We start from the raw sequence: 21,710 nt of genomic DNA on the forward strand, positions 1-21,710 counted from the left end.
ACCAGATGCTTGAACAGAAAACCCCGGCCGCGAACGGCCGGGGTTTTGGTCCAGCAATACCTGGCTGAATTACCGCTTCGCGAGCAGATCACGGATTTCGGTGAGCAGCGCTACATCGGCAGGCGGCGGCGCTGCGGGGGCCGCAGGCTTCTCGCGCTCGAGCCTCTTGCGCAGATTGTTCACGGCCTTGACCATCAGGAAGATGATGAAGGCGAGGATGATGAAGTTCAGCACCGCGGTGATGAAGCTGCCGTAGGCGAGCACGGCGCCGTGCGCCTTGGCATCAGCCAGCGTCGCGGCTTTGTTGTCCAAGGACAGAGGCAGGAAATAATTGTTGAAATCCAGTCCGCCGAAAATCGCACCGACGATCGGCATGATGACGTCGTCAACCAGCGACTTGACGATAGTGCCAAAGGAAGCGCCGATGATGACGCCGACCGCAAGGTCCATCACATTGCCTTTGGAAATGAATTCCTGGAATTCTTTCAGCATTCGACCCTCCTTGTCATGGCCGGCCGTGCTGCCGCTCCGTCCTTGCGGCATCGACCTGAAGGCAACATAACAAAAACCTGCGGTTGCAGCATCGGCAAAAAAGGAGAAAGCAACCGCTTTCTCCTTCCGTTACGGCAACTTGACCTTCCTCGCGAATCTCACACCCGCGATCATGCTGCCAAAGCCGCAATGGACTCCAGCGCCAAGCTGTGATTGCGTCCGGACAAGCCGGATAAAAGACGGCAAAGGAGGAAATTCCAGGCGTGCAGGGCTTGTTCATCGTCATCATCGCGATCGCCTATGTGACGCTGCTGTTCGCCATCGCCAGCCTGGGCGACCGCCGTTCGGCCATTTCAGGGCCGAGCCGGGCACGGCCTTTCATCTATGCGCTTAGTCTGGCCATCTACTGCACCTCGTGGACCTTCTTCGGCTCGGTCGGTCTCTCGTCCGAACGCGGCCTCGAATTCCTCGGCATCTATACCGGCCCGGTCCTGGTGTTCGTGTTCGGTTTTCCGCTGCTCAACCGCATCGTGCGGCTGGCCAAGACCGAGAAGATCACCTCGATCGCCGACTTCCTCGGCGCGCGCTACGGCAAAAGCTTCACCGTCGCCGCCATCGCTACGCTGATCGCCACCATCGGCGCGGTGCCCTATATCGCGCTGCAACTGAAGGCGATCTCGGGTTCGGTCAGCCTGATGGTCGAGCACTATACGGGATCGCCGCCCTCCTTCGATCCATTCGTCAGCGACATCTCGCTGGTCGTCGCCATGCTGCTGGCGCTGTTTGCCGTGCTGTTCGGCACCCGCCATGCCGATGCCACCGAACATCAGGACGGGCTGGTGCTGGCGGTGGCGGTCGAAACCGTGGTCAAGCTCGCCGCCTTCCTGGCGATCGGCCTCATGGTCACCTTTCTGATCTTCGGCGGCCCGGGCGACATGTTCGCAAAGCTGGCGCAGAATGGGCAGGTGCGGCAGGCGATGGGCTACAGCACTTCGCTCGCCACCTGGCTGGTGCTGACGGGCCTCAGCGGCTGTGCCATCATCATGCTGCCGCGGCAGTTCTACGTCACCATCGTCGAGAACCGCGGCGAGGCCGAATTGCGCACCGCGACCTGGGTGTTTCCGCTCTACCTCGTGGCGATCAACCTGTTCGTGCTGCCGATCGCCTTCGCCGGCCTGTCGCTGGTCGGCACCGGGACCAGCAGCGATCTCTATGTGCTGTCGCTGCCCCTGTTTAGCGGCCATGATTTTTTGGCGATGACCGCCTTCATCGGCGGGCTGTCGGCGGCAACCGCCATGGTGATCGTTGAAAGTGTGGCGTTGTCGATCATGATCTCCAACGACCTCGTCATCCCGCTGTTCGTGCGCCGCCTGCTCAAAACCTCGGCCTCCGAGACCGAGGACTGGTCGACGCTGATCCTCAATGTGCGGCGCGGGGCGATCTTCATCCTGTTGTTCATCGCCTTCCTCTACTACCGCGAGAGCACCAACAGCGCGCGCCTCTCGTCGATCGGCCTGATGTCGTTCGCCGCCATCGCCCAGTTTGCGCCGGCGCTGGTCGGCGGGCTGATCTGGCGCGGCGCCAATGGCCGGGGTGCCGCACTCGGCATGGTCGCCGGCATTCTCGTCTGGGGATACACGCTGCTCCTGCCCTCACTTGTCGCGCCCGACATCGACATTGTCGTCCACGGGTTGTTCGGATTCGAGGCGCTGCGGCCGCAGGCGCTGTTCGGCACGGTGGCCGAACCGCTGAACCATGGCGTGTTGTGGAGCCTGTCAATCAACACGCTGTTTTTCGTGCTTGGCTCGCTGTCGCGCGCGTCGGTGCCGCTGGAGCGCATCCAGGCGTCGATCTTCGTGCCCAGGGATGCCGGCCCGATGCCGAGCCTGCGCCGCTTCCGCACCGCCATCACGGTCAACGACCTCAAGGACACGATCGGGCGCTACCTCGGCGTCGAGCGCACCGAGCGCTCCTTCCAGTCGTTCGAGAAGACCAACGGCGCCTCGCTGCACGGCAAGGAGCAGGCGAGCATGGACGTCATCCGCTTTTCCGAGCAGCTTTTGGCCAGCGCCGTCGGCTCTTCCTCGGCGCGACTGATCCTGTCGCTGTTGTTTCGCCGCCATGACCGCGAATCCCGGGATGCCTTCCGTCTGCTCGACGACGCCACCGAGGCGCTGCAGCACAATCGCGACCTCCTGCAGATCGCGCTCGACCAGATGGAGCAAGGCATTACCGTCTTCGACCGGGATTTCCGCCTGATCTGCTGGAACCGCCAGTACCGGGCGCTGTTCAACCTGCCCGACGAGATGGGCCAGGTCGGTGTCTCGCTCGACCAGATCCTGCGCCATCTCGCCGAGCGCGGCGACATCCCGGCCGACCAGCGCGTGATAATGCTCAACCGGCTGACCAGCTTCGTCAGCCCCTGGCAGATGGAGTTGAAGACCAGCGGCCGCATCCTGGAATTGCGCTCCAACCCGATGCCGGATGGCGGCATCGTTGCCACCTATGCCGACATTTCCGGGCGCGTCGAACAGGACCTGGCGCTGAAGCGCGCCAATGAATCGCTGGAGCAGCGGGTCAAGACCCGCACCGTCGAGCTGACCCGTGTCAACGAAGAGCTGGCGCAGGCGCAGATGCTGGCCGAAGAGGCCAATCTCGGCAAGACGCGCTTCCTCGCCGCCGCCGGCCACGACATCCTGCAGCCGCTGAACGCCGCACGGCTCTATTGCTCCTCGCTGATCGAGAAGGCCGGCAAGGGCCCGGCCGGCAAGGCTGCGGTCAATATCGAATCCTCGCTGGAATCGGTCGAGACCATTTTGGGTGCCGTGCTCGACATCTCGCGGCTCGACGCCGGCGCAATGAAGCCTGACGACACCGCCTTCAACCTCGACGGATTGCTGCGCCAGATCGGCAATGATTTCCGGCCAATGGCGGCGGAGAAAAAGCTCGGCCTGACGATCATGCCGTCGTCGCTGACGGTGGTGACCGACCGCAACCTGTTGCGCCGCCTGATCCAGAATCTCGTCTCCAACGCCATCAAATACACACGGCACGGCCGCATCCTGGTCGGCGTTCGCAGGCGCGGCGAACTGGCGGAAATCCAGGTTATCGACACCGGTATCGGCATTGCCGGCGACAAGCTGAACACCGTCTTCCATGAATTCACCCGCCTGGATGAAGGCGCGCGCGAAGCCGAAGGCCTCGGTCTCGGCCTCTCCATCGTTGACCGCATTGCCCGGGTGCTGCGCCTGGAGATCCGTATCTTCTCCAATCCGGGCAAGGGCACGCGCTTTTCCGTCATCCTGCCCGTCGCGGCGGTGCAGGAGCCGCGACGTGAGGTCGAAGCCAAGGCTCCTGCCCGGGCCGCGGCTTCGCTGGCCGGACTGCATGTGCTCTGCATCGACAACGACGCCCGCATCCTGGAAGGCATGCGGCTGTTGCTCGAAGGCTGGGGATGCAATGTCGACACGGTGTCCGGCTCACGGGATCTGGAGAGGGCCGCGATATCGCGCCCGGACATTGTGCTTGCCGACTACCATCTCGACGGCGAAACCGGTCTCGACATCATCGCCAGGCTGCGTGCGACCCATGGCGACGACCTGCCGGCCGTGCTGGTCACCGCCGACCGTTCCAACGAAGTGCGGGCAGCGGCAGGCGGGCTCGAGATTCCGGTGATCAACAAGCCGCTGAAACCGGCGGTGCTGCGCTCGATGATGGCCAGGGTCAGGCCACTGGCATCGGCCGCCGAATAAGCCACGAAGGCCTGCTCCTGTCTCAGCGGTGTCCGAGGCTTTCGAGATACGCACAGAACATATCGGCCAGCGCGTCGGCGTAGGTTTCGATCTCGGCTGATGTTCGCGGACTTCCCGAAAAATCCTTTCCCACCGCGCTGAGCGTTGTTGTGATCAGATCGCCAGCCAGGGCACGGACTGTTTCCGAAGCTTCGGGCAGCGCCTCCCGCAGGAATATCTGGACGGTGCGCTCCCCCGAGGCTCTCGCCTCGTGCGCCTCGGGTGCGTCACGATAAAGAGGGGCGGCGTCATTGAGCGCGACGCGCACCGCGGCCTCTTCGCACTCCGAGCGGATGAAGGCGTGGACCAGGGCACGCAACCGTTCGAGCGGTGGTGTCCGGTCGTCCTCGAGTATGGTGCGCAGCAGGCCACCCGTCTGCCGCCATTCATCGCTCTGCAGCCTGAACAGGAGCGCGGCCTTGTTGGGGAAATACTGATAGAGCGAGCCGACACTGACGCCGGCCTTTTCGGCGACACGCGTGGTGGTGAAACGCTGTGCGCCTTCGCTCGCCAAAACCTGAACAGCGGCCTCCAAGATCGCCGCGACAAGGTCCGTGGCGCGAGCCTGTTTGGGCTGTTTTCTCGTGGAAATCGAAGGACTTGGGCGTTCGGCCATATCTCGTCTCGGCAATGCGAATTGGAAACCTGAAGGATTATTCGTATTTTTCGGCACAACACAAGAACGCAGCCATTTCGATCGGAGACTTTCATGACGACGCTGACCAACGCCCCGCTGGCGCCCTTGCTGGATCGCCTGTTCAAGGAAGCCAATGCCGCGACCAGTCCGGCCGTGGCCGCGCTCTCGCACGAGGAGCGGGCGCGCCTCATCAACAGCAAGACCGAATATGTCGATTTCTATGGACGGCTGAAGGATCTCTGGCTGGCGATCTCGCCGGAGACCGGGACGCTGCTCTATATGCTGGCGCGCAGCAGCGGCGCCCGCGTTGTCATCGAGTTTGGCACTTCGTTCGGCATCTCGACGCTCTATCTTGCCGCGGCACTGCGCGACAATGGCGGTGGCCGTCTGATCACCACCGAGTTCGAGGCGTCCAAGGTGATGCGGGCCAAGGCCAATCTGACCGAGGGCGGCCTTATCGACCTGGTGGAGATCCGCGAGGGCGACGCGCTTGAGACACTGAGCGCCGACCTGCCGGAGACGATCGATCTGCTGCTGCTCGACGGCGCAAAGGCGATCTATCCGGAGGTTCTCAGCCTGGTGGAGAGCCGCTTGAGGCCAGGCGCACTGGTCATCGCCGACAACGCCGATTTCTCTCCCGAATATCTGCAACGGGTGCGCTCGCCGGCATCGGGCTACATCTCCATGCCCTTCGGCGAGGACGTCGAACTGTCCGTGCGGCTCGGCTGAACGGTCTCGTAGCCGCAAGGGATTCAACCTCGCGGCTCAAACCACCATGTCGCCAGAGCATGATGCCGAAAAGTGTGAAGCGGTTTTCGGACGACATCATGCTCTATCCCTTTGATCTAGAGGCGGATTCAGATTGCAGGTCGATTCGACCTGCAATCATCCGACTCTGGGGCGGCCGTAGGCGTTTACGTCAACCAACGCGCAACTTCCCGGCCTTCGACGATAATCGGGCCTCATGCGCAGGTGACGTCATGATCAACACGCTTTTTCCCTCCTGGCGCGCTGCCCCGCGCCCAGCTCTACTGGGGCTTCTGCTCTTCTTCTGTGCGGGTTTCGCCGATGGCGCGCTCGTGCCTTTCTTCCCGCTCTGGGCAAGCAGCGAGGCCGGCATTCCTGTCGGCGCGATCGGCCTGCTGTTCGGCTGCTATGCCGGCGGCGAGCTGCTGGCGGCGCCGCTGATCGGCGGCATTGCCGATCGGGTCGGCCGACGCCCGGTGCTGATCGTCTCGTCGCTCGGCGTCGGGGCCGGTTTCCTGGCCCTGTTCTTCGTGCACGGCGTCGTTGCTGCCGCGATCGTTCTGCTTTTGACGGGCATATGCGAATCCGTGCTTCATCCGACGATCCTGACGGTGATCGCCGATGTGACCGCGCCATCCGCCCATCCCCGCTGGTTCAGCCTGGCGCATGTGAGTTCGAGTGCCGGGCAGATCCTCGGACCGGCCTGCGGGGCCTTGCTGGCGCTCGCGTCGCTGCGCAGCGTGTTTCTCGCCGGCGGAACGATGCTGGTGCTGGGCGGCATCGTGATGCTCTTCGCCCTGAACGAGACGATCGGCATCGGCCGCGCCATCGACGACGATCGCCACGACGGTGAGGCCGATGAAGAGGAGGAGGAAGGCTTGTCCGCGCTGCTGCCGGCGTTCCGCGACGGCCGGTTGGCCAAGCTCCTGCTCTGGGTCGTGCTGTTCGAGGTCGCCGGCAACTGGATCGAGGCGGTGATCCCGCTCTATGCGCATGACGCCGGAACGCTGACAGCTTCAGGCGTTGGCGCGCTGTTCGCCTACGCCGCCGCCTTGATGGTCGGCCTGCAGATGCTGGTCAGCCGGATGGTCGAGGCGCGGTCGGCCCTGTGGCTGACGGTCGGTGCCGGCCTCGCGACGATACTCGCCTTTGCGCTGTTGGCTGCCTCGTCTGCAATGTTGGCGCTCATCGGCGCCGTCAGCCTGTGCTCGATCGCCCAGATGCTGGTCGGGCCGCTGGTGCCGACCGCCGTCAACGCGCTGGCGCCTCCCGCACGACGCGCCTCCTACATGGCGGCTTCGTCGGTAGCGGTCGACCTCAAGGACTCGTTGGGGCCTTCGATCGGTACCGCGCTTTACGCGCTGGCACCGCGCCTGCCCTGGATCGCCGGCATTCCGCTGGTGGCGATCGCATCGCTCGGCCTTGGCGCCGCCATCGGCCGGGCGCGGCGATCTGCAAGCGAATCCAGACAGGATAGCAACGCGGAGGCAATCGACTCCGAACAGCCGCCTGTAGCTTGGTCACCAGATGGGGCAGTTGAACAAGGATGAGCGCCGGATTCCGGCGTTCAATTCGCTGGCTGTAGCGGGTCGCTGCCGATCTTGGACAAAAGGATCACCGCCTGGGTGCGGCTGTCGACGCCGAGCTTCTGCAGGATGGCGGAGACATGCGCCTTGATCGTCGCCTCGGAGACGCCGAGTTCATAGGCGATCTGCTTGTTGAGCAGGCCTTCCGCCAGCATGCCGAGCACGCGGGTCTGCTGTGGCGTTAGGGCGCGCAGCCGCTTGATCAGGTCCGATATTTCGGGATCGCGTTCGACGCCGAGGTCAACGCCGGTGGGTGCAGCGATATCGCCAGCAAGCACCGACTGCACGGCGTTGCGGATTTCTTCCATGCTGGCCGATTTGGAGATGAAGCCGGACGCGCCGAGATCGAGCGCGCGCCTGATGGTTGCTGGATCGTCATGCGCGGAAACCACGACCAGCGGCACCGCCGGATGGATGCCGCGCAGCGAGATCAGGCCGGAGAGGCCGCTGGCGCCCGGCATGGACAGGTCGAGCAGCACAAGATCGACATCTTCGTTGGCCACAACCAGCGCCTTGGCGGTATCGAAATCGCCGGCCTCGTGGATGACAGCGACATTGCCGATGCCGGCAAGTGCCTCGCGCAGCGCGCCGCGAAACAGCGGGTGATCGTCGGCGATGACGAAAGTATAGCCTGACGGCAAATGTCCCTCCCCGAATCCCGTCGATGATTTTTGAGCTTTTCGGGACCAGTTGGACGATTATGAGGGGCGGCGCGCTGTTTTCAAGCGGCAAAACCAGCGCGCCGTGTTTTCCCTACTTTTGGCAGCTCAGGTCTTCTGCGAATTGAGCTGGGCGCCGCCGCCATTGTCCTTGTCCATATCCTTGACGATGCCCATGAAGCCCTTCATGAAGCGTTCCATGTAGCTCATCGTCTTGTCGAAATCCTCCTCGCTCGGTAGCTTCGATTCGAGGCGAGCGGAGAGCGAATTCTCCAGCTTGGTGACGCGCTCGTCCATGGCCTTCATCGAGGTCTGCAAGCGGTCGATCTCGTCCTGGTAAGCGGCGCGTTCGTCGGCCGCCACCTTGCAGACGAGTTGGCCGGAGTGTTCCTCGCAGATCGACATCGCGCCGGTCTGCGTGTCCATGCGGACATAGCCATTGGCGGATTTTTCCAGCCGGTAGCGGTCGGTTTCTTCCGAATATGCTGAAGCCGCGACCAGCGAAACCAGTGCGGCGGGGATCAAGATGTGTTGCAGACGCATGTTGTCCTCCATGGCCAAGGCCTGAAATATCGCATGTTTGCGCCGGAAATGGGGAAGACCCTTGGCATGGCCTTTCCCGCACGACTGGTTCGGAATCTTTTTGACGCAATTCCGGACGGAAAACCGTTTCACACTTTTCCTGGAATTGCTCTATAGCGCAAACATGTCTCAGTTTATCTACAAGATAACCCCGCAAGCGCTTTGGCGCGAGGCCGAAACCAAGGGCCGCTTCACCGGCGCGCCGATCGACATCGCCGACGGCTTCATCCATTTCTCGACGGCGGCGCAGGCCCGGGAAACGGCGGCAAAGCATTTTTCCGGCCAGGGCGACCTTTTGCTGGTTGCCATCGACGGCGCCAGCCTGGGCGACGCCCTGAAATACGAGGTGTCGCGCGGCGGCGCGCTGTTTCCGCATCTTTACGGCGTGCTGGAGCTGAAAGCGGTATCGTGGGTCAAGCCGCTGCCGCTTGGCGCCGACGGCGTGCACCAGTTCCCGGCGCTGGAGGGGCAATGAGCGTGCTCGACCGGCTCGGCCAAAAACTGCTGTTCACCTTCGATCCGGAAACCGCGCATGGCATGTCGATCGCTGCGCTGCGCTGCGGCCTGCCGGTCGGCGCGCGGACGGTGCGCGACATCAGGCTGAAGGTCAGCCTTTGCGGGATCGATTTCCCCAACCCGCTTGGCATGGCGGCCGGCTATGACAAGAACGCCGAAGTGCCCGACGCGCTACTTGGCCTCGGCTTTGGTTTCGCCGAGGTCGGTACGGTCACGCCGCTGCCGCAGGCCGGCAATCCGAAGCCGCGCATCTTCCGGCTGACGGCGGACGAGGCAGTGATCAACCGGCTGGGCTTCAACAATGAAGGCCATGCCGCAGCCGAAAAACGCCTTGCCGCCCGCAAGGGGCGCCCTGGTATTGTCGGCGTCAACATCGGCGCCAACAAGGACAGTGCTGACCGCATCGGCGACTATGAGCGCGGCGTTACCCTTTTTGCTGCTTATGCAAGCTACCTGACCGTGAACATCTCCTCGCCCAACACGCCCGGCCTGCGCAACATGCAGGCGCGCGAGCAGCTCGGCGAACTCCTGTCGCGGGTCATGGCCGCGCGGGCCGCCGCAACAGTTCAACCGCCCATCTTTCTCAAGATCGCACCGGACCTGGTCGAGGCCGAGTTGGAGGACATCGCCGCCGAGGTCGTTGAAAAACGGATTGACGGCGTCATCGTCTCCAACACCACCATCTCGCGGCCGGCATTGCGCAGCACCGGCGCCGCCGGAGAGACCGGCGGGCTTTCGGGAAAACCGCTGTTCAAACGCTCGACCATCGTGCTGGCCAAGATGCGCAAGCTGCTCGGCCCGGATATGGCCATCATCGGCGTCGGCGGCGTCGATTCCGCCGAGACCGCGCTGGAGAAGATCCGTGCGGGTGCGGATCTCGTCCAGCTCTACACCAGCATGATCTATGCCGGACCGGCGCTGCCGGGCCGGATCGTCGCCGGGATGGCGCGGTTTGCCGAGACGGAACGGCTGAAGTCAATTCGCGAACTGCGCGACAGCCGTCTTGACCAGTGGGCGTCGAAGCCACTCAGCTGAACGCCGTGCGCATCCGCAGCCGCAGAATCGCCAGCAGGCTGAAGCCGCGCACCAGCAGGAAAACGTGCAGCGCCGCCCACAGGCCGTGATTGCCGAAGGCCGGCGCAAGCGTCAACAATGCGGCTGCGAAGGCCAGGAACGACAGCAGCATCATGTTTCGCATGTCACGCGACCAGGTCGCGCCGATGAAGACACCATCCATCTGGAACGCCAGCACGCCGCTGAGCGCGGTGAACGCCGCCCAGGGCAAATACATGTCGGCGACCGAGCGCACCTCCTGCGAGGTCGTGACGACGGCGACCAGATTGGCACCGGCCACGAGCAGCACCAGCGTTGCGGCGCCGGCCAGTCCAAAGCCCCAGAACAGGGTCAGCCGCACCGCCTGACGGAAGGGATGCTCGGCGCGCGCGCCGATGGCCCGGCCGACGAGCTGCTCGGCGGCAGTGGCAAAACCATCGAGGAAATAGCCGGCGACGAGGAAGAAATTCATCAAGACCGCATTGGCGGCCAGCGTCACCGTGCCGAACTGCGCGCCCTGGCGCGTGAACAGCGCGAAGGCGGCGAGCAGCGAGAACGAGCGGATCATGATGTCGCGGTTGAGCGACAGCATGTGCAGGAAGGCTGATATGTCGAGTAGCCGATGGCGTGGCAAGGCTGGCGTTGCGCGGAAGCGACGGATTACGATAGCCAGGCCAAGCAGCATGGCCAGGAACTCGCCAGTGACGGTCGCCCAGGCGACGCCGGCAACGCCCCAGCCGAGCTTCAGGCCAAGCAGGAAGCAGAGCGCGATGTTGATGCCGTTGAGCACCAGCTGCAGCACGAGGCCGAGCCCGCCCTCGCCGCGCCCAAGGACATAGCCGAGGATGGCATAGTTGATCAGCGAGAAGGGTGCGGCAAGCAGCCTGATCTTGATGTAGATGCCCATCGCCTCGCTGACGTGCGGTCCGGCGTCCATGAACCACTCGCCACCGACGGCGATCAGTGGCGAAAGCGCCGCCAGCACGACGCCGGCGACAATGGCAATGAGCACGGCGCGCCAGAACACGGCCTGCTCCTCAAGCGCATCGCCACGCCCGAAAGCCTGGGCGACGAGACCGGTGGTGCCGGAGCGCAGGAAGTTGAAGCTGGCGAAGACGACGTCAAAGATCAACGCACCCGCCGCCAGGCCGCCGAGCAAGGCGGCGTCGCCAAACTGGCCGATCACAGCCGTGTCGACCAGGCCAAGCATCGGCGTCGTCAGATAGGCGAGCGTCATCGGCACCGCTATGGCGAGCACGGAACGGTTGGTGACGACAAAAGATCTGGCGTCGGCTGGGGTTGCACCCTTGTCCAAGGGATTGCTGCCTTGCTGATTTGCTGCTTGATCGAGGAGCCGATGTGCCCCATTTTCCGGGCACCGCGCAATCATTCTTCCCGTGACGGCCAACCGAAATCCCGGTCTGGCGCGAAGCCGCCGGATCCTGTTCATGCCCCTGCAGATCGTCCACCACCCCGACTACGACGCCGGCTTCGCCACCAACCATCGCTTCCCGATGAGCAAGTATCCGCTGCTGATGGAGGCCTTGCGCGCACGCGGCCTGGCCGGAGCCAATGCGCTCAACACAGCCGAACCGGCGCCGGCCTCATGGCTGAAGCTTGCCCATGCGGCCGACTATGTCGATCAGGTCATCAGTTGTTGCGTGCCTGAAAAGATCGAACGCGAGATCGGCTTTCCGGTCGGACCCCGCGTTTCGCTGCGCGCGCAGCTTGCCACCGGCGGCACGGTGCTGGCGGCGCGGCTGGCCTTGCGCCACGGCATTGCCTGCAACACCGCCGGCGGCAGCCATCATGCGCGGCGCGCGCAAGGTGCCGGCTTCTGCACCTTCAACGATGTCGCCGTCGCCTCGCTGGTGCTGCTCGAAGAGGGTGCGGCGCAAAACATCCTGGTCGTCGATCTCGACGTGCACCAAGGCGACGGCACGGCGGGTATCCTCGCCGGTGATCCGCGCGTGTTCACCTTTTCCATGCATGGCGACCGCAACTACCCCGTGCGCAAGATCGCCTCCGATCTCGACATTGCATTGCCCGACGGCACGGGCGATGCCGCCTATCTCGAAAGGCTCGCCGCCATCCTGCCCGAGCTATCCGTCAAAGCGCGCTGGGATATCGTCTTCTACAATGCCGGCGTCGACGTCCATGCGCAGGACCGGCTCGGCAGGCTGGCGCTTTCCAATGACGGGCTGCGTGGCCGCGATACGATGGTGATCGATCATTTCCGCGCGATCGGCATTCCCGTCTGCGGCGTCATCGGCGGCGGCTATTCCACTGACGTGCCCGCCCTTGCCGCGCGCCACGCCATCCTGTTCGAGGTCGCCTCGAACTACGCCTGAGAGATCACTTTCGGTAGTTGGCAAGTCTCAGCAGGATGAAGGCGGGGACAACGATCGCGGCACCAAGCAGGATATAGCCGAGGAAACGATCGATGGCGTGGAAGCCCAGGTTCCAAAGGTCCATGAAGAATTTCTGGATCGCATAGAACACATCCCACGGCGACCAGCCGAAGGCATGCATGACGAGGCCGACGAGGAACGACACCACCAGCAGCTTCAGGATCACCCTGAGCGGCGAGTCGCCGAGAAAGCGTGTCAGTGCGGACAAGGCCTGTCTCCAGATTCAGGTGCCCAGACTCAAGTGTTCAGACTCAAGGGCACGGCCCAGAGATACGTGCTTGGTGGCGATCCATCAAGCCAAGCGGTTCCAGGCACGCGGCACGGTGCGTCGATCCAGCGGTTGCAGCTACATCCCGGCAGCCTGGGGAAGTCCGCAATGCTCCAGCATCTGGCCGATCGGCGAACTCGCCGGAATGGCACGGCCCTTCATCCACCGGCTGAGCGCATGATCGAACAAATGGATGCACAGGGTGCGCGGCGTTCCGATATCGGCAAGCGAGAGATGCGGATCGACCAGCAAGGCGACCTGATGATGGCTGACCGGGTAGAAGACGTCGATCGGCGCGGCGTGATGAAGCGTACCTGCCTCGCGGGCAAAGTAGGTGATTGCCTCCGGACCCAGCTTGCCCCAGCCGTAGTTGGAGATATGGATCGGCAGGCCGATCAACTTGCGGATCCTGTGACGCCGAACCTTTGAGCGGTTGAGCCACGGCAAGATGTAATAGGGATCCTCTGTGATCTTCAGCATCTCGGACAGTGTTTTGCTGCCAGCAGGCAATTTCAGCACGGCGCCATTAAGCTCGTCGCTCGTCTGGTAGCCGAAAATATAGTCCTGCTTCGGGATTGGCCTGATGCAAAAGACGTCGCAGTCGACATACAGGCCCAACCCGGCCTCCAGGATCTTCAAGCGGTAAAGATTGGAAAAGAGCGACGGGCTTCCATTCGACTTGTAGTAGACGATCCTGTCCCTCGACATCAGTTTCGAGGCATCGACGGTTTCCACACCGGGCGGAATATTGCGTGGGATGTCATAGCAATGGAGAACCATCCGGTGCCCCGCCAGCACGAAGGAGCGCAGGCAGGCTGCATGAAGATCATCCAGGGACGCGCCGATCCAGACGGCGTTGACAACGGGCTCGATGGCATCGTCCGGCCGTGCTTCTGGATGCTCCCGGCCCATGCTGATCACCGGCGCTCGATGCCCCTGATCTCGGCTGTCAGATCACGGATGATCCTGGCGGGCGATCTCAGCTCACGCATCACGGCCCTGTAGCCCGCCGCCCGTTCCTCAAGCACCGGCATTGGCTGGAAAACATCCCTGGCAAGGTCGAGCCAGCGCGCGGTGTAGGGTCGAAAATACGGCCCCGTGGTCGCCTTAAGCGAGGTTGCGGGCACGCCAACCGGCACACAGCCGGCATAGGCGCATTCGACATGTTTCATCAGCTCGACATTATGAAGCGTCCCGCAAAGGAAGAAATGGGTGAATTGCGAGGCAAGGCTGACAAAGCGCGCATGCGTGATGTCGTGACGCGGCGGTTTTCCATCCTCCGGATATCCGGGATGCTTGAGGTCGAAGAGGAACGGTCGCAACCAGGGAAACCGGGAGCGCTTGCGGCGCAGAGCATAGCGCAATGGATACAGGGTTTTGGAATTGCTGCCCGACAGGAAGATCTTGCGGCGGCGGCCAGCCAGGCGGACCTCGACCTCTCGCGAGGAATCGTAGGGATACGGCAAGTGGACGACGCGAGAGACTTTCAGCGTCGTCACGAAGGCCAGGAAGGGTCCCTCGGGATCGTAGGTCGTGGCATAGTGGACGCCGGGATGGTCAGCGCAATCGAAGATGAACCTGACACAGGGATTGGCCGTCTCCGGCATGTCCGGATCGCTGACCCGGAAGAAGAGCAGCGGCCGGCGGCTCGCCGGAACCGCCAGATGCTGTTTCAACCGCTCGACATCGCCGGGTTCGAGACGATTGTCGACGATAGCGACCTCGCAATCGCCTTGGCCGATCTGGCTGATCGGCCGGGCCTCCCACGACAACGGCCTGGCGAAGGCCGGGCCTACACCCGGGTAGATCGCCTTGTCATACGGATGCGTGTCCGAATGGAAATAGATGATCCGCAAAGCAAATTCCCCCGAATTGCCCTGGGCACAGCAAACCTAAGCCTCCGGCCGGAGGCCAGTTGCCCACGGATTTTGTACGCTGCCGCATGGGAGTCGAGCAACTGGAGGGACTGTTCATCTCGAACAAGTGATCGAAATTCTAGGCTTACGAAGGCCCGCAATTCTTAAATATAGGTAAACAAGATCGTTTTAATTTATTGAAAATAAAGCACAAAATCGTCATTTTCGAATTTCGCGCAATGTGCGTGCAATTTTCACCTGCGAGACATCAGCCGTCTTTCAGGTGACTGGTTGCGCGGCGCCCTGACCCCCTACCCGCAACTGGCGAACGCCAGTTCAGGACAGTGTAGCCATCCCTGAAAGACACCGAAACGGAGCCCGACCGCCCCAACGGCCAAGCTCCCGGAAATTAACCTGCGTACCGATTTGCCGGATGCGCGTTTGTGTTGGAGTAATGCTCGTGTCCTCTCAAGCAAAGATCGTCCTGACGGCGGCTACCCTCGCTGTGTGCCTTCTCGGGCCGGCGATGGCCGCCGACCTTTCACCGACCTACAATGATCCCCCCGCCTTCCAGTGGAGCGGCGCCTATGTGGGCGTCCATGGCGGCACGGCGTTCACCAAGATGCCCAATCCGTTCGCCGATCGAAACGGCTTCAGCGGCGGCGTTCAGGCCGGCTACAACGAGCAGATGGGTCCTGCCGTTCTCGGTGCCGAGATCGAGGGCTCGTATCTGGGCGGCGCTGAACACGATGTCCGCGGCGGCAAGATCAAGGAGAAATGGCGCGGTGCCGCCAAGGCCAAGGCAGGCGTCAGCTTCGACCAGACGCTGCTGTTTGGAACTGGCGGTGTTGCGCTGACCAAGTTCGACAAGGGCGACAATGTCAGCAGCGCCGACGGATGGAAAGTCGGCTATCTCCTCGGCGCCGGCATCGAACAGGGCTTTGCCGGCGGGCTGTCGGCCAAGGTCGAGTACGACTATGTCCGCACCCCGGGCGTCGAGACGACATCGGCGCTTGGCACGTCCAAGACGACGATCGGCAGCCATGAGCTGAAGGCTGGTATCAACTACCGCTTCTAGAGCGGGCGAACTGGATTGCGCGATTCCCGCCGGGGCATCGCGCAATCAGCGTTTCACTGTGCGCCAGCGCCAGAGACGGCCGGCTTTTTCCGCAGCGGACCCACGTTTGCGCGCTTCGTTGCAATGTCGATGCAATCTTCGCGATCTAGGTCCCGCATGAATTTTCATGATGGGAATCTGTTATGACCACGCATGACGCCGGCCTTTTCATACGGGGCTCGAAGATGGTGTTCATCGCAATCGCGCTGGCGATCGCGGGCTGTGCCTCCGACATCATGAAGAACTATGTCGGACAGCCGGTCGAATCGGTCATCCTGGATTACGGCCCGCCAACGGCGATCGTCGATCTCGGCCAGGGCGAACGCGCCTATCAGTGGCGCAAAGTATCGACGTCAGCGGTTTCCGGGACATCGAGCGGTGAGGTTCGCCACACAAAACACGGAACCGTCTATGAAGAGACCGAAACGCCCGGCTATATCGAGCGTCAGGAATGCTTCTACACATTCTACGCCCGCGCTTCCGGCGGCCGCTGGTTCATCACCAATTTCCGCCAGCCAAAGCTGGAATGCGAATGAATTGCCTGAGACCCCGACCGGCCGCGGATAAAGGAGAATATTTATGCGCGTCCTGTTGATCGAGGACGAACCGGAAATGGCCTCCGTGCTGAAGGCCGCTCTCGAGCGTCTGGACATCATCGTCGACCATGCCGCGACGTTGGCTGACGCCGAGGCCATGGCTCGTCTGGGTTATCACGACGCGGTGGTGCTGGACCGCCGGCTGCCGGATGGCGACGGTCTCAGCCTGATACCGCGCCTGCGCGCCTTGCACCTGGATGTGCCTGTCATCGCGCTGACGGCGATGAGCGGGCTGGATGAGCGCGTCGCCGGGCTCGATGCCGGCGCCGACGACTACATGGTCAAGCCCTTCGCCACGGTGGAGCTGGTCGCGCGGCTCCATGCCCTGCACAGGCGCTCGTTCACCTCGCGCGCCAACCAGACCATGGTCGGCCGCCTCACCTATGATTTCCGCCACCGTGAGGCACTGGTCGAGGATCAGGCGCTGGACCTGCCGCGACGCGAAAGGCTGGTGCTTGAAACGCTGATCCGCCGGCCGGGCCGCACCATCATGCGCAGCGCGCTGGAGGAAGCCGTCTACGCACTGGACGACGAGATCGGCTCCAATGCGCTCGATGCGCATGTTTCACGGCTGCGTCGCAAGCTCGACGATGTCGCCGCCGGCATCGAGATCCGGGCGATCCGCAACCTCGGCTATCTCTTGCGGGCGGCCTCGTGAAGAAAGTGCGCACGCGCTCGCTGCAATGGATTTTGGTTCGCCGGATGATCTTGCTGCAGGCGGCGACGCTGCTGATCTTCATCGTGCTCTGCGCGGCAGCACTTTGGATCGCAAATCCGCGCCTTTTGATCGACAACGAGGCTGCCGTTGCCGCCATCAAGGAAGCGGTCGGCCGTGACAGCGGCGGCAAACTGATCGTCCATGAGACTGAGGGGCTTGCCAGCTTTCGCGAGGGCTTCCCCAATGTCTGGTACATCGTTCGTGACGGCGGCGGCCAGAGCGTGCGTTTCGGCAATGTGCCTGACGTCTACGCCCGGAATTTTGGCGACCTGCTGGGCGAAGCCGATCACGCCACCATCGGATTTTCCGAAGATGATTTGAGGCCGGAAGCCTATCTCGAAAAGGCCGCGACCAGGGCCGGCACGGTACAGATCATCGCCGGGACGCGGTCGTCGCGAGAAACCGACGGCCTTGAGCTCAGCATTTCGGCCACTGTCGACGTGGCCAGGAATCCCGACGGCAGCAGGAACTGGGAGAAGGCACTGCCGGCGCTCGCGGTCATTATCCTCATCCTGCTGTTGCCGATTGTCCTGGTCATGGGAGCGACGACCCTGGTGACGACACCGGCGGTGGTGCGCCGGTCCTTCGCCGGCCTTGTCGAGACCGTCCGCCAGGCCGCGCGCATCGATATCGGCACCCGCGCGATGCAGTTGCCGGTCAAGAATGTGCCGCAGGAGATCGCGCCGCTGGTGCACGCTTTCAACGAGGCACTGGCCCGCCTTGCGCAGGGCTATGACCGGCATAATCGCTTCCTCACCGACGCGGCGCACGAACTGCGCACGCCGATCGCCATCTTGCGCACGCGCGCCGAGCTGCTGAAGCAGGAGCCGCAGAGTGCCCGCCTGCTGCATGACATCGAGCGCCTGTCGCATCTTGCCCAGCAACTGCTCGACCATCAGATGCTCGACCGGCCGACGGACCAGCGCCAGCTCGTCGATCTCCGCGATCTCGTGAGCCGGGTCGCCGCCGACTTCGCCCCGCTGGCTATCGAGGCCGGCTACGACCTTGCTTTCGAGCCTCCCCCCGGCAAGGCCCAAGTGGAGGTCAATGTCCTGCAGATCGAGCGCGCGCTCGCCAACCTCGTGCGCAACGCAATCGAGCATGGCGGCGGCAGTGGCACGATCACGATCGCCATCGACGGGACCGGCGGCATCGAGGTGCGCGACGAGGGTCCGGGCATTCCCGCGGAAGAGCGCGAGAATGTCTTCGAACCCTTCTACCGCTTGCAGCCGCAGTCGCGCGGGGCGGGGCTGGGACTGAACCTTGCCCGGCAGATCGCGCTGCTGCATGACGGAACGATCCGGATACTGACCGGCTCATGGCGCGGCGCCCGTATCCGCATGGAGTTGCCGGTCCGTTCGTGACGGTAGCCGACGACGCCGCTTAGCCCATGGCGGCCGGCCGCCCGATACCCCCGCGTCGATCCCTGGCTTATCTGTTTTCTAACCAATTGCCGCTATTGCCATTCCAAGAGCGGGAGCCAGGCTTTGGTGGGAACGGGAAAAATCGGCGCGCACCGTGCAATCACGCTGTCGGTCGTCGTGCCATGCTACAACGAGCGTGACGGCGTGGCCGAGCTTCATCGACGCGTCAGCGCGGTGTGCCTTGAGCAAAGCGCTTCCTACGAGATCGTGCTTGTCATCGACGGGGCGACCGACGGCACCCGCGAGGCCATTTTCGAACTGGCCGAAAAGGACGACCATGTCGTCGCCATCGACCTTGCCCGCAACTATGGCCACCAGATCGCCTTGACCGCAGGGCTGGAGTTCTGCCGCGGCGAGCGCATTCTCATTCTCGACGCCGATCTCCAGGATCCGCCCGAACTGCTTGGCGCGATGATGGCGAAGATGGATGAAGGCTTCGATGTCGTCTACGGCCAGAGGGTGAAACGCGACGGCGAAAGCTGGTTCAAGCTGGCTTCCGCCTCGATGTTCTACCGGTTGCTGGGTCGCATGGTCGATGTCGAAATCGCGCCGGACTCCGGCGACTTCCGGCTGATGAGCCGCCGTGCGCTCGACCATCTGAACGCGATGCCCGAGCGCTACAGGTTCATCCGCGGCATGGTCAGCTGGATCGGATTGAAACAGGTCGCCTTCCCCTATGAAAGGCATCGGCGCTTTGCCGGCACCACCCACTACCCGCTGAAGAAGATGGTGCTTCTGGCGGTCGACGCGATGACCAGCTTTTCGATCGTACCTTTGCGGTTTGCCTCGCTGCTGGGGATGATGTTCGGCCTGCTTGGATTGGTCGTGCTTGGCTATACGCTGATCGAATGGTCCAGGGGCAACGTGGTGCCTGGCTGGACGAGCCTTGCCGCGATCATGCTGATCATGGGCAGCGTCCAGCTTCTGGTGCTCGGCATCTTCGGCGAGTATCTCGGCCGCATGTATATGGAGACGAAGCGGCGGCCGCTCTACTTCGTCAACGAGATCGTTTCGCGCGACGAGCAGACAGACCAGCAGACCAAGGACAATGACCTGGCCATCCATCGCCTGCAGGAGATGGCGAAAAGAGCAGCGCGTGGCTGAGGCGAAGGTCGACCGGACGCAACGGGAACGGCATGGGCAGGATGCGGTCGGCTTTTCCGTCTGATGTCTCGAGGATGCTGCGCTTTGGCGCCGTCGGGCTGCTCAACACGGCGCTTGGATATTCGCTGATCCTGGCCGGGCTGGCGCTGGGCCTCGGCGATATCCTTTCCAATGCGGCAGGCTATGCCGCAGGCCTTACCCTCGGCTTCTTCCTCAACCGCCAATGGACGTTCGGACGTGCCGGCGGCTTTCGCCGTGGCGCGGTCGTTCGATACGCTATGACCTTCGTTGTCGCCTATAGCGCCAATCTCTGCGTCGTGGTCGCCGCCATGTCTGCCGGCTTCATCGAAAACCCGTTCGTCCATCTGGCGGGAAACTGCCTCTACTCGGTCATCTTCTATCTCGGCTCGGCCCGGTTCGTCTTCGTCGGCGGCGCGAATGATGCCGTAGCCGCAACGAACGCGACACGAACCCAGGCCGCAGCAATCGCGACGGCGACGCCGTCGCCAGGAGCCGCGACATGAACCAGGCCGCCGTGTTCGCAACGGCCACGCCGTCGCTCGGGGACGCGCAACGCATCAGGCTGATATTCTGCCTTCTCGGCGCCTGCGTCGTGGCCTATCTGCTCGCCGCCTTTGCCGGCGCCACTCTGCAGGACCCGGACAGTTGGTGGCAAGTGAAGGTCGGGCTGGACTTCCTGGCAAACGGGACGTTTCCGACCACCGATCCCTACTCCTATACTTTCGCAGGCCAGCCCTGGATCGCCAAGGAATGGCTGGGGCAAGTGCTTCTCGCCCTTGCCTACAGCGCGGGCGGCTGGAATGGCGTCGTCACACTGATCATCGCCACGATCGGCCTGACGGTCTTCCTGATGGGATGGTTCCTCAGCGTATGGCTGAAGCCGATACTGGCGATAGCGCTGGCCTTCGCCGCCGCCTTCCTGATCGCCCCCATCTATACGGCGCGCCCCCATGTCTTCACCTTGCCGATCATCGTCGTCTGGACGGCAATGCTGTTTCGCGCCGCGCAAGAGGAGAGAGCCCCGCCGCTGTGGCTGCTGGTGCTTGTCGTTTTGTGGGCGAACCTGCATGCCACGTTCACGCTGAGCTTCGTCATCGCCGGCTTTGCCGGGCTCGATCTGCTGGCGCGCTCGGGCCTGTCGAAGCCCACCCTCCTGGCAAAATGGATCGCATTCGGCCTGCTCTGCCCACTGGTCAGCCTGATGCATCCCTATGGCGTGAAGGCCATCCTGGCCACGCTTACCGTGGCCTATGGCAACGAGGCGGTACCACTCATCCTGGAGTGGCGGCCGTTCAATGCCCAGGAGCAGCTCTTCCAGGAAGCGGCGATGCTGCTGGCGCTTTTCGGGCTGCTGGTATCGAGGCCGCGGATCGGCTGGGCCAAGGCCTTGTTCATCGTCTTCGCCGTCCATGTCTATCTCGCCCATCTGCGGTTCGTGTATCTGCCCTTCCTGTTGATCCCCCTGGTGATCGCGGTCGAGGTCGCACTGCAATATCCTTCCCTTTCAACCACGACCTGGCTGGCGGAGAAGCGTGACGGGCTGGAAAAGATTTTCGCCAGCCGGTTCTACACGATATGCGGCGCGATGGCTGTGCTGCTGGTCGGCTCGGTCGCGATCCTCGGCAGTACCTACCAGGTCGCGCCGAGCCCAAAAACATCCGCCAGTGGCGCCCTCGCCTTCGCAAGGGATCAACACCTCACCGGCAACGTGATGAATTCCTACAATTTCGGCGGCACGCTGATTTTCCACGGCATCAAGACCTACATCGACGGACGGACGGACCAGCTGTTCCTCGGCGGATTCACGAAAACCGATGAAGCGACAGGCCACAGTGACGGAAAACCGCTGCTCGAGGCCCAGCTCAAGAAATACGCCATCGGCTGGGCACTTCTTACAGCAGACGACACCCGCATCCCCTTCTTCGCGGAGCTGGGCTGGAAGCGGGCCTATGCGGACGACTATGCAGTGATCTACCTGCCCGGCGCCTGATTTCCAAATCTGTACCAATCGGGTTCGTCAATCGAACCTCCAGTTTCCTGCCTTGACACTAATGTTGCAGTGCAGCAAAGTTGCATGGCAGAGGATGGGCCCGTGCGACCAACGAACCGGCATTTTTCACAGTATCAGGACG

General features: G+C 62.9%; 21 protein-coding genes. 13 read left to right on the forward strand and 8 right to left on the reverse strand.

Annotated elements, in window-relative coordinates:
• Window positions 1-69: 69 nt before the first annotated feature.
• Complete coding sequence (mscL, locus tag EB235_RS34125; RefSeq protein WP_027033086.1) at window positions 70-492, reverse strand: large conductance mechanosensitive channel protein MscL; 423 nt, start codon at window positions 490-492, stop codon at window positions 70-72.
• 263 nt (window positions 493-755) lie between these two features.
• Here mscL and EB235_RS34130 point away from each other — a divergent pair, with 263 nt between their 5' ends.
• Window positions 756-4,244 carry a PAS domain-containing hybrid sensor histidine kinase/response regulator gene (locus EB235_RS34130; protein ID WP_027033085.1) on the forward strand — a complete coding sequence of 1,163 codons (3,489 nt, stop codon included), beginning with the start codon at window positions 756-758 and terminating at the stop codon, window positions 4,242-4,244.
• Between the two features lie 22 nt (window positions 4,245-4,266).
• Here the strand turns inward: EB235_RS34130 and EB235_RS34135 are convergent, their stop codons facing one another.
• Window positions 4,267-4,899, reverse strand: a complete 633-nt coding sequence (locus EB235_RS34135; protein WP_027033084.1) for a TetR family transcriptional regulator — start codon at window positions 4,897-4,899, stop codon at window positions 4,267-4,269.
• A 93-nt stretch (window positions 4,900-4,992) separates the two neighbouring features.
• On the opposite strand from EB235_RS34135, the gene EB235_RS34140 reads away from it, so the two are divergent.
• Together EB235_RS34140 and EB235_RS34145 are read left to right on the forward strand one after the other, a co-directional pair.
• Window positions 4,993-5,649, forward strand: a complete 657-nt coding sequence (locus tag EB235_RS34140) for an O-methyltransferase (RefSeq protein ID WP_027033083.1) — start codon at window positions 4,993-4,995, stop codon at window positions 5,647-5,649.
• A 251-nt stretch (window positions 5,650-5,900) separates the two neighbouring features.
• Entirely contained in the window at window positions 5,901-7,217 is a 1,317-nt protein-coding gene (locus EB235_RS34145) for an MDR family MFS transporter (RefSeq protein WP_051429766.1), read from the forward strand.
• A gap of 17 nt (window positions 7,218-7,234) precedes the next feature.
• On the opposite strand, the gene EB235_RS34150 is transcribed toward EB235_RS34145, so the two are convergent.
• Both EB235_RS34150 and EB235_RS34155 read right to left on the reverse strand, forming a co-directional pair.
• Window positions 7,235-7,894 carry a response regulator gene (locus tag EB235_RS34150; protein ID WP_027033082.1) on the reverse strand — a complete coding sequence of 220 codons (660 nt, stop codon included), beginning with the start codon at window positions 7,892-7,894 and terminating at the stop codon, window positions 7,235-7,237.
• Window positions 7,895-8,020: 126 nt separating this feature from the next.
• On the reverse strand, window positions 8,021-8,455 hold the full coding sequence (locus tag EB235_RS34155; RefSeq protein WP_027033081.1) for a hypothetical protein: 435 nt from the start codon (window positions 8,453-8,455) through the stop codon (window positions 8,021-8,023).
• A gap of 163 nt (window positions 8,456-8,618) precedes the next feature.
• Here EB235_RS34155 and EB235_RS34160 point away from each other — a divergent pair, with 163 nt between their 5' ends.
• Window positions 8,619-8,969, forward strand: a complete 351-nt coding sequence (locus tag EB235_RS34160; protein WP_027033080.1) for a DUF952 domain-containing protein — start codon at window positions 8,619-8,621, stop codon at window positions 8,967-8,969.
• Entirely contained in the window at window positions 8,966-10,045 is a 1,080-nt protein-coding gene (locus tag EB235_RS34165) for a quinone-dependent dihydroorotate dehydrogenase (protein ID WP_027033079.1), read from the forward strand. Before EB235_RS34160 ends, EB235_RS34165 begins: the two co-directional genes overlap by 4 nt.
• Here EB235_RS34165 and EB235_RS34170 read toward each other — a convergent pair.
• Window positions 10,038-11,378, reverse strand: coding sequence for an MATE family efflux transporter (locus EB235_RS34170; RefSeq protein ID WP_027033078.1), 1,341 nt, complete (start codon window positions 11,376-11,378; stop codon window positions 10,038-10,040). The genes EB235_RS34165 and EB235_RS34170 overlap by 8 nt on opposite strands.
• Before the next feature lie 133 nt (window positions 11,379-11,511).
• Between EB235_RS34170 and EB235_RS34175 the strand changes: the two genes are divergently transcribed.
• On the forward strand, window positions 11,512-12,414 hold the full coding sequence (locus EB235_RS34175) for a histone deacetylase family protein (RefSeq protein WP_027033077.1): 903 nt from the start codon (window positions 11,512-11,514) through the stop codon (window positions 12,412-12,414).
• A 4-nt stretch (window positions 12,415-12,418) separates the two neighbouring features.
• On the opposite strand, the gene EB235_RS34180 is transcribed toward EB235_RS34175, so the two are convergent.
• The 3 genes from EB235_RS34180 to EB235_RS34190 form a co-directional block, all read right to left on the reverse strand.
• Complete coding sequence (locus tag EB235_RS34180) at window positions 12,419-12,682, reverse strand: DUF6460 domain-containing protein (RefSeq protein ID WP_027033076.1); 264 nt, start codon at window positions 12,680-12,682, stop codon at window positions 12,419-12,421.
• 138 nt (window positions 12,683-12,820) lie between these two features.
• Window positions 12,821-13,654, reverse strand: coding sequence for a galactosyltransferase Lgt5 (locus EB235_RS34185; protein ID WP_155256462.1), 834 nt, complete (start codon window positions 13,652-13,654; stop codon window positions 12,821-12,823).
• Between the two features lie 5 nt (window positions 13,655-13,659).
• On the reverse strand, window positions 13,660-14,598 hold the full coding sequence (locus tag EB235_RS34190) for a hypothetical protein (protein WP_027033075.1): 939 nt from the start codon (window positions 14,596-14,598) through the stop codon (window positions 13,660-13,662).
• A 460-nt stretch (window positions 14,599-15,058) separates the two neighbouring features.
• Here EB235_RS34190 and EB235_RS34195 point away from each other — a divergent pair, with 460 nt between their 5' ends.
• From EB235_RS34195 to EB235_RS34225, 7 genes are all read left to right on the forward strand, one after another.
• Window positions 15,059-15,676, forward strand: a complete 618-nt coding sequence (locus EB235_RS34195; RefSeq protein WP_027033074.1) for an outer membrane protein — start codon at window positions 15,059-15,061, stop codon at window positions 15,674-15,676.
• A 224-nt stretch (window positions 15,677-15,900) separates the two neighbouring features.
• A complete protein-coding gene (locus EB235_RS34200; protein WP_032926693.1) occupies window positions 15,901-16,251 on the forward strand; it encodes a hypothetical protein in 351 nt (116 codons plus the stop codon).
• 43 nt (window positions 16,252-16,294) lie between these two features.
• The gene (locus EB235_RS34205; protein WP_027033072.1) at window positions 16,295-16,969 is read left to right on the forward strand and encodes a response regulator transcription factor; all 675 of its coding nucleotides are present in this window, start codon (window positions 16,295-16,297) and stop codon (window positions 16,967-16,969) included.
• A 44-nt stretch (window positions 16,970-17,013) separates the two neighbouring features.
• Window positions 17,014-18,393 carry a sensor histidine kinase gene (locus EB235_RS34210; protein ID WP_245268888.1) on the forward strand — a complete coding sequence of 460 codons (1,380 nt, stop codon included), beginning with the start codon at window positions 17,014-17,016 and terminating at the stop codon, window positions 18,391-18,393.
• A gap of 126 nt (window positions 18,394-18,519) precedes the next feature.
• The gene (locus EB235_RS34215; RefSeq protein WP_027033070.1) at window positions 18,520-19,557 is read left to right on the forward strand and encodes a glycosyltransferase family 2 protein; all 1,038 of its coding nucleotides are present in this window, start codon (window positions 18,520-18,522) and stop codon (window positions 19,555-19,557) included.
• A 74-nt stretch (window positions 19,558-19,631) separates the two neighbouring features.
• A complete protein-coding gene (locus EB235_RS34220; protein WP_245268887.1) occupies window positions 19,632-20,081 on the forward strand; it encodes a GtrA family protein in 450 nt (149 codons plus the stop codon).
• The gene (locus EB235_RS34225) at window positions 20,078-21,568 is read left to right on the forward strand and encodes a hypothetical protein (RefSeq protein WP_027033069.1); all 1,491 of its coding nucleotides are present in this window, start codon (window positions 20,078-20,080) and stop codon (window positions 21,566-21,568) included. Before EB235_RS34220 ends, EB235_RS34225 begins: the two co-directional genes overlap by 4 nt.
• The last annotated feature ends 142 nt before the right edge of the window (window positions 21,569-21,710 follow it).

This window comes from Mesorhizobium loti R88b (assembly GCF_013170845.1).
Lineage (GTDB): Bacteria > Pseudomonadota > Alphaproteobacteria > Rhizobiales > Rhizobiaceae > Mesorhizobium > Mesorhizobium loti_B.

Bases quoted from the DNA above. Each gene is read 5' to 3' on its own strand.
- mscL (WP_027033086.1), bottom strand. From the start codon at position 492: ATGCTGAAAGAATTCCAGGAATTCATTTCCAAAGGCAATGTGATGGAC.
- EB235_RS34135 (WP_027033084.1), bottom strand. From the start codon at position 4,899: ATGGCCGAACGCCCAAGTCCTTCGATTTCCACGAGAAAACAGCCCAAA.
- EB235_RS34140 (WP_027033083.1), top strand. From the start codon at position 4,993: ATGACGACGCTGACCAACGCCCCGCTGGCGCCCTTGCTGGATCGCCTG.
- EB235_RS34145 (WP_051429766.1), top strand. From the start codon at position 5,901: ATGATCAACACGCTTTTTCCCTCCTGGCGCGCTGCCCCGCGCCCAGCT.
- EB235_RS34155 (WP_027033081.1), bottom strand. From the start codon at position 8,455: ATGCGTCTGCAACACATCTTGATCCCCGCCGCACTGGTTTCGCTGGTC.
- EB235_RS34160 (WP_027033080.1), top strand. From the start codon at position 8,619: ATGTCTCAGTTTATCTACAAGATAACCCCGCAAGCGCTTTGGCGCGAG.
- EB235_RS34165 (WP_027033079.1), top strand. From the start codon at position 8,966: ATGAGCGTGCTCGACCGGCTCGGCCAAAAACTGCTGTTCACCTTCGAT.
- EB235_RS34175 (WP_027033077.1), top strand. From the start codon at position 11,512: ATGCCCCTGCAGATCGTCCACCACCCCGACTACGACGCCGGCTTCGCC.
- EB235_RS34185 (WP_155256462.1), bottom strand. From the start codon at position 13,654: ATGGGCCGGGAGCATCCAGAAGCACGGCCGGACGATGCCATCGAGCCC.
- EB235_RS34200 (WP_032926693.1), top strand. From the start codon at position 15,901: ATGGTGTTCATCGCAATCGCGCTGGCGATCGCGGGCTGTGCCTCCGAC.
- EB235_RS34205 (WP_027033072.1), top strand. From the start codon at position 16,295: ATGCGCGTCCTGTTGATCGAGGACGAACCGGAAATGGCCTCCGTGCTG.
- EB235_RS34210 (WP_245268888.1), top strand. From the start codon at position 17,014: ATGATCTTGCTGCAGGCGGCGACGCTGCTGATCTTCATCGTGCTCTGC.
- EB235_RS34220 (WP_245268887.1), top strand. From the start codon at position 19,632: ATGCTGCGCTTTGGCGCCGTCGGGCTGCTCAACACGGCGCTTGGATAT.
- EB235_RS34225 (WP_027033069.1), top strand. From the start codon at position 20,078: ATGAACCAGGCCGCCGTGTTCGCAACGGCCACGCCGTCGCTCGGGGAC.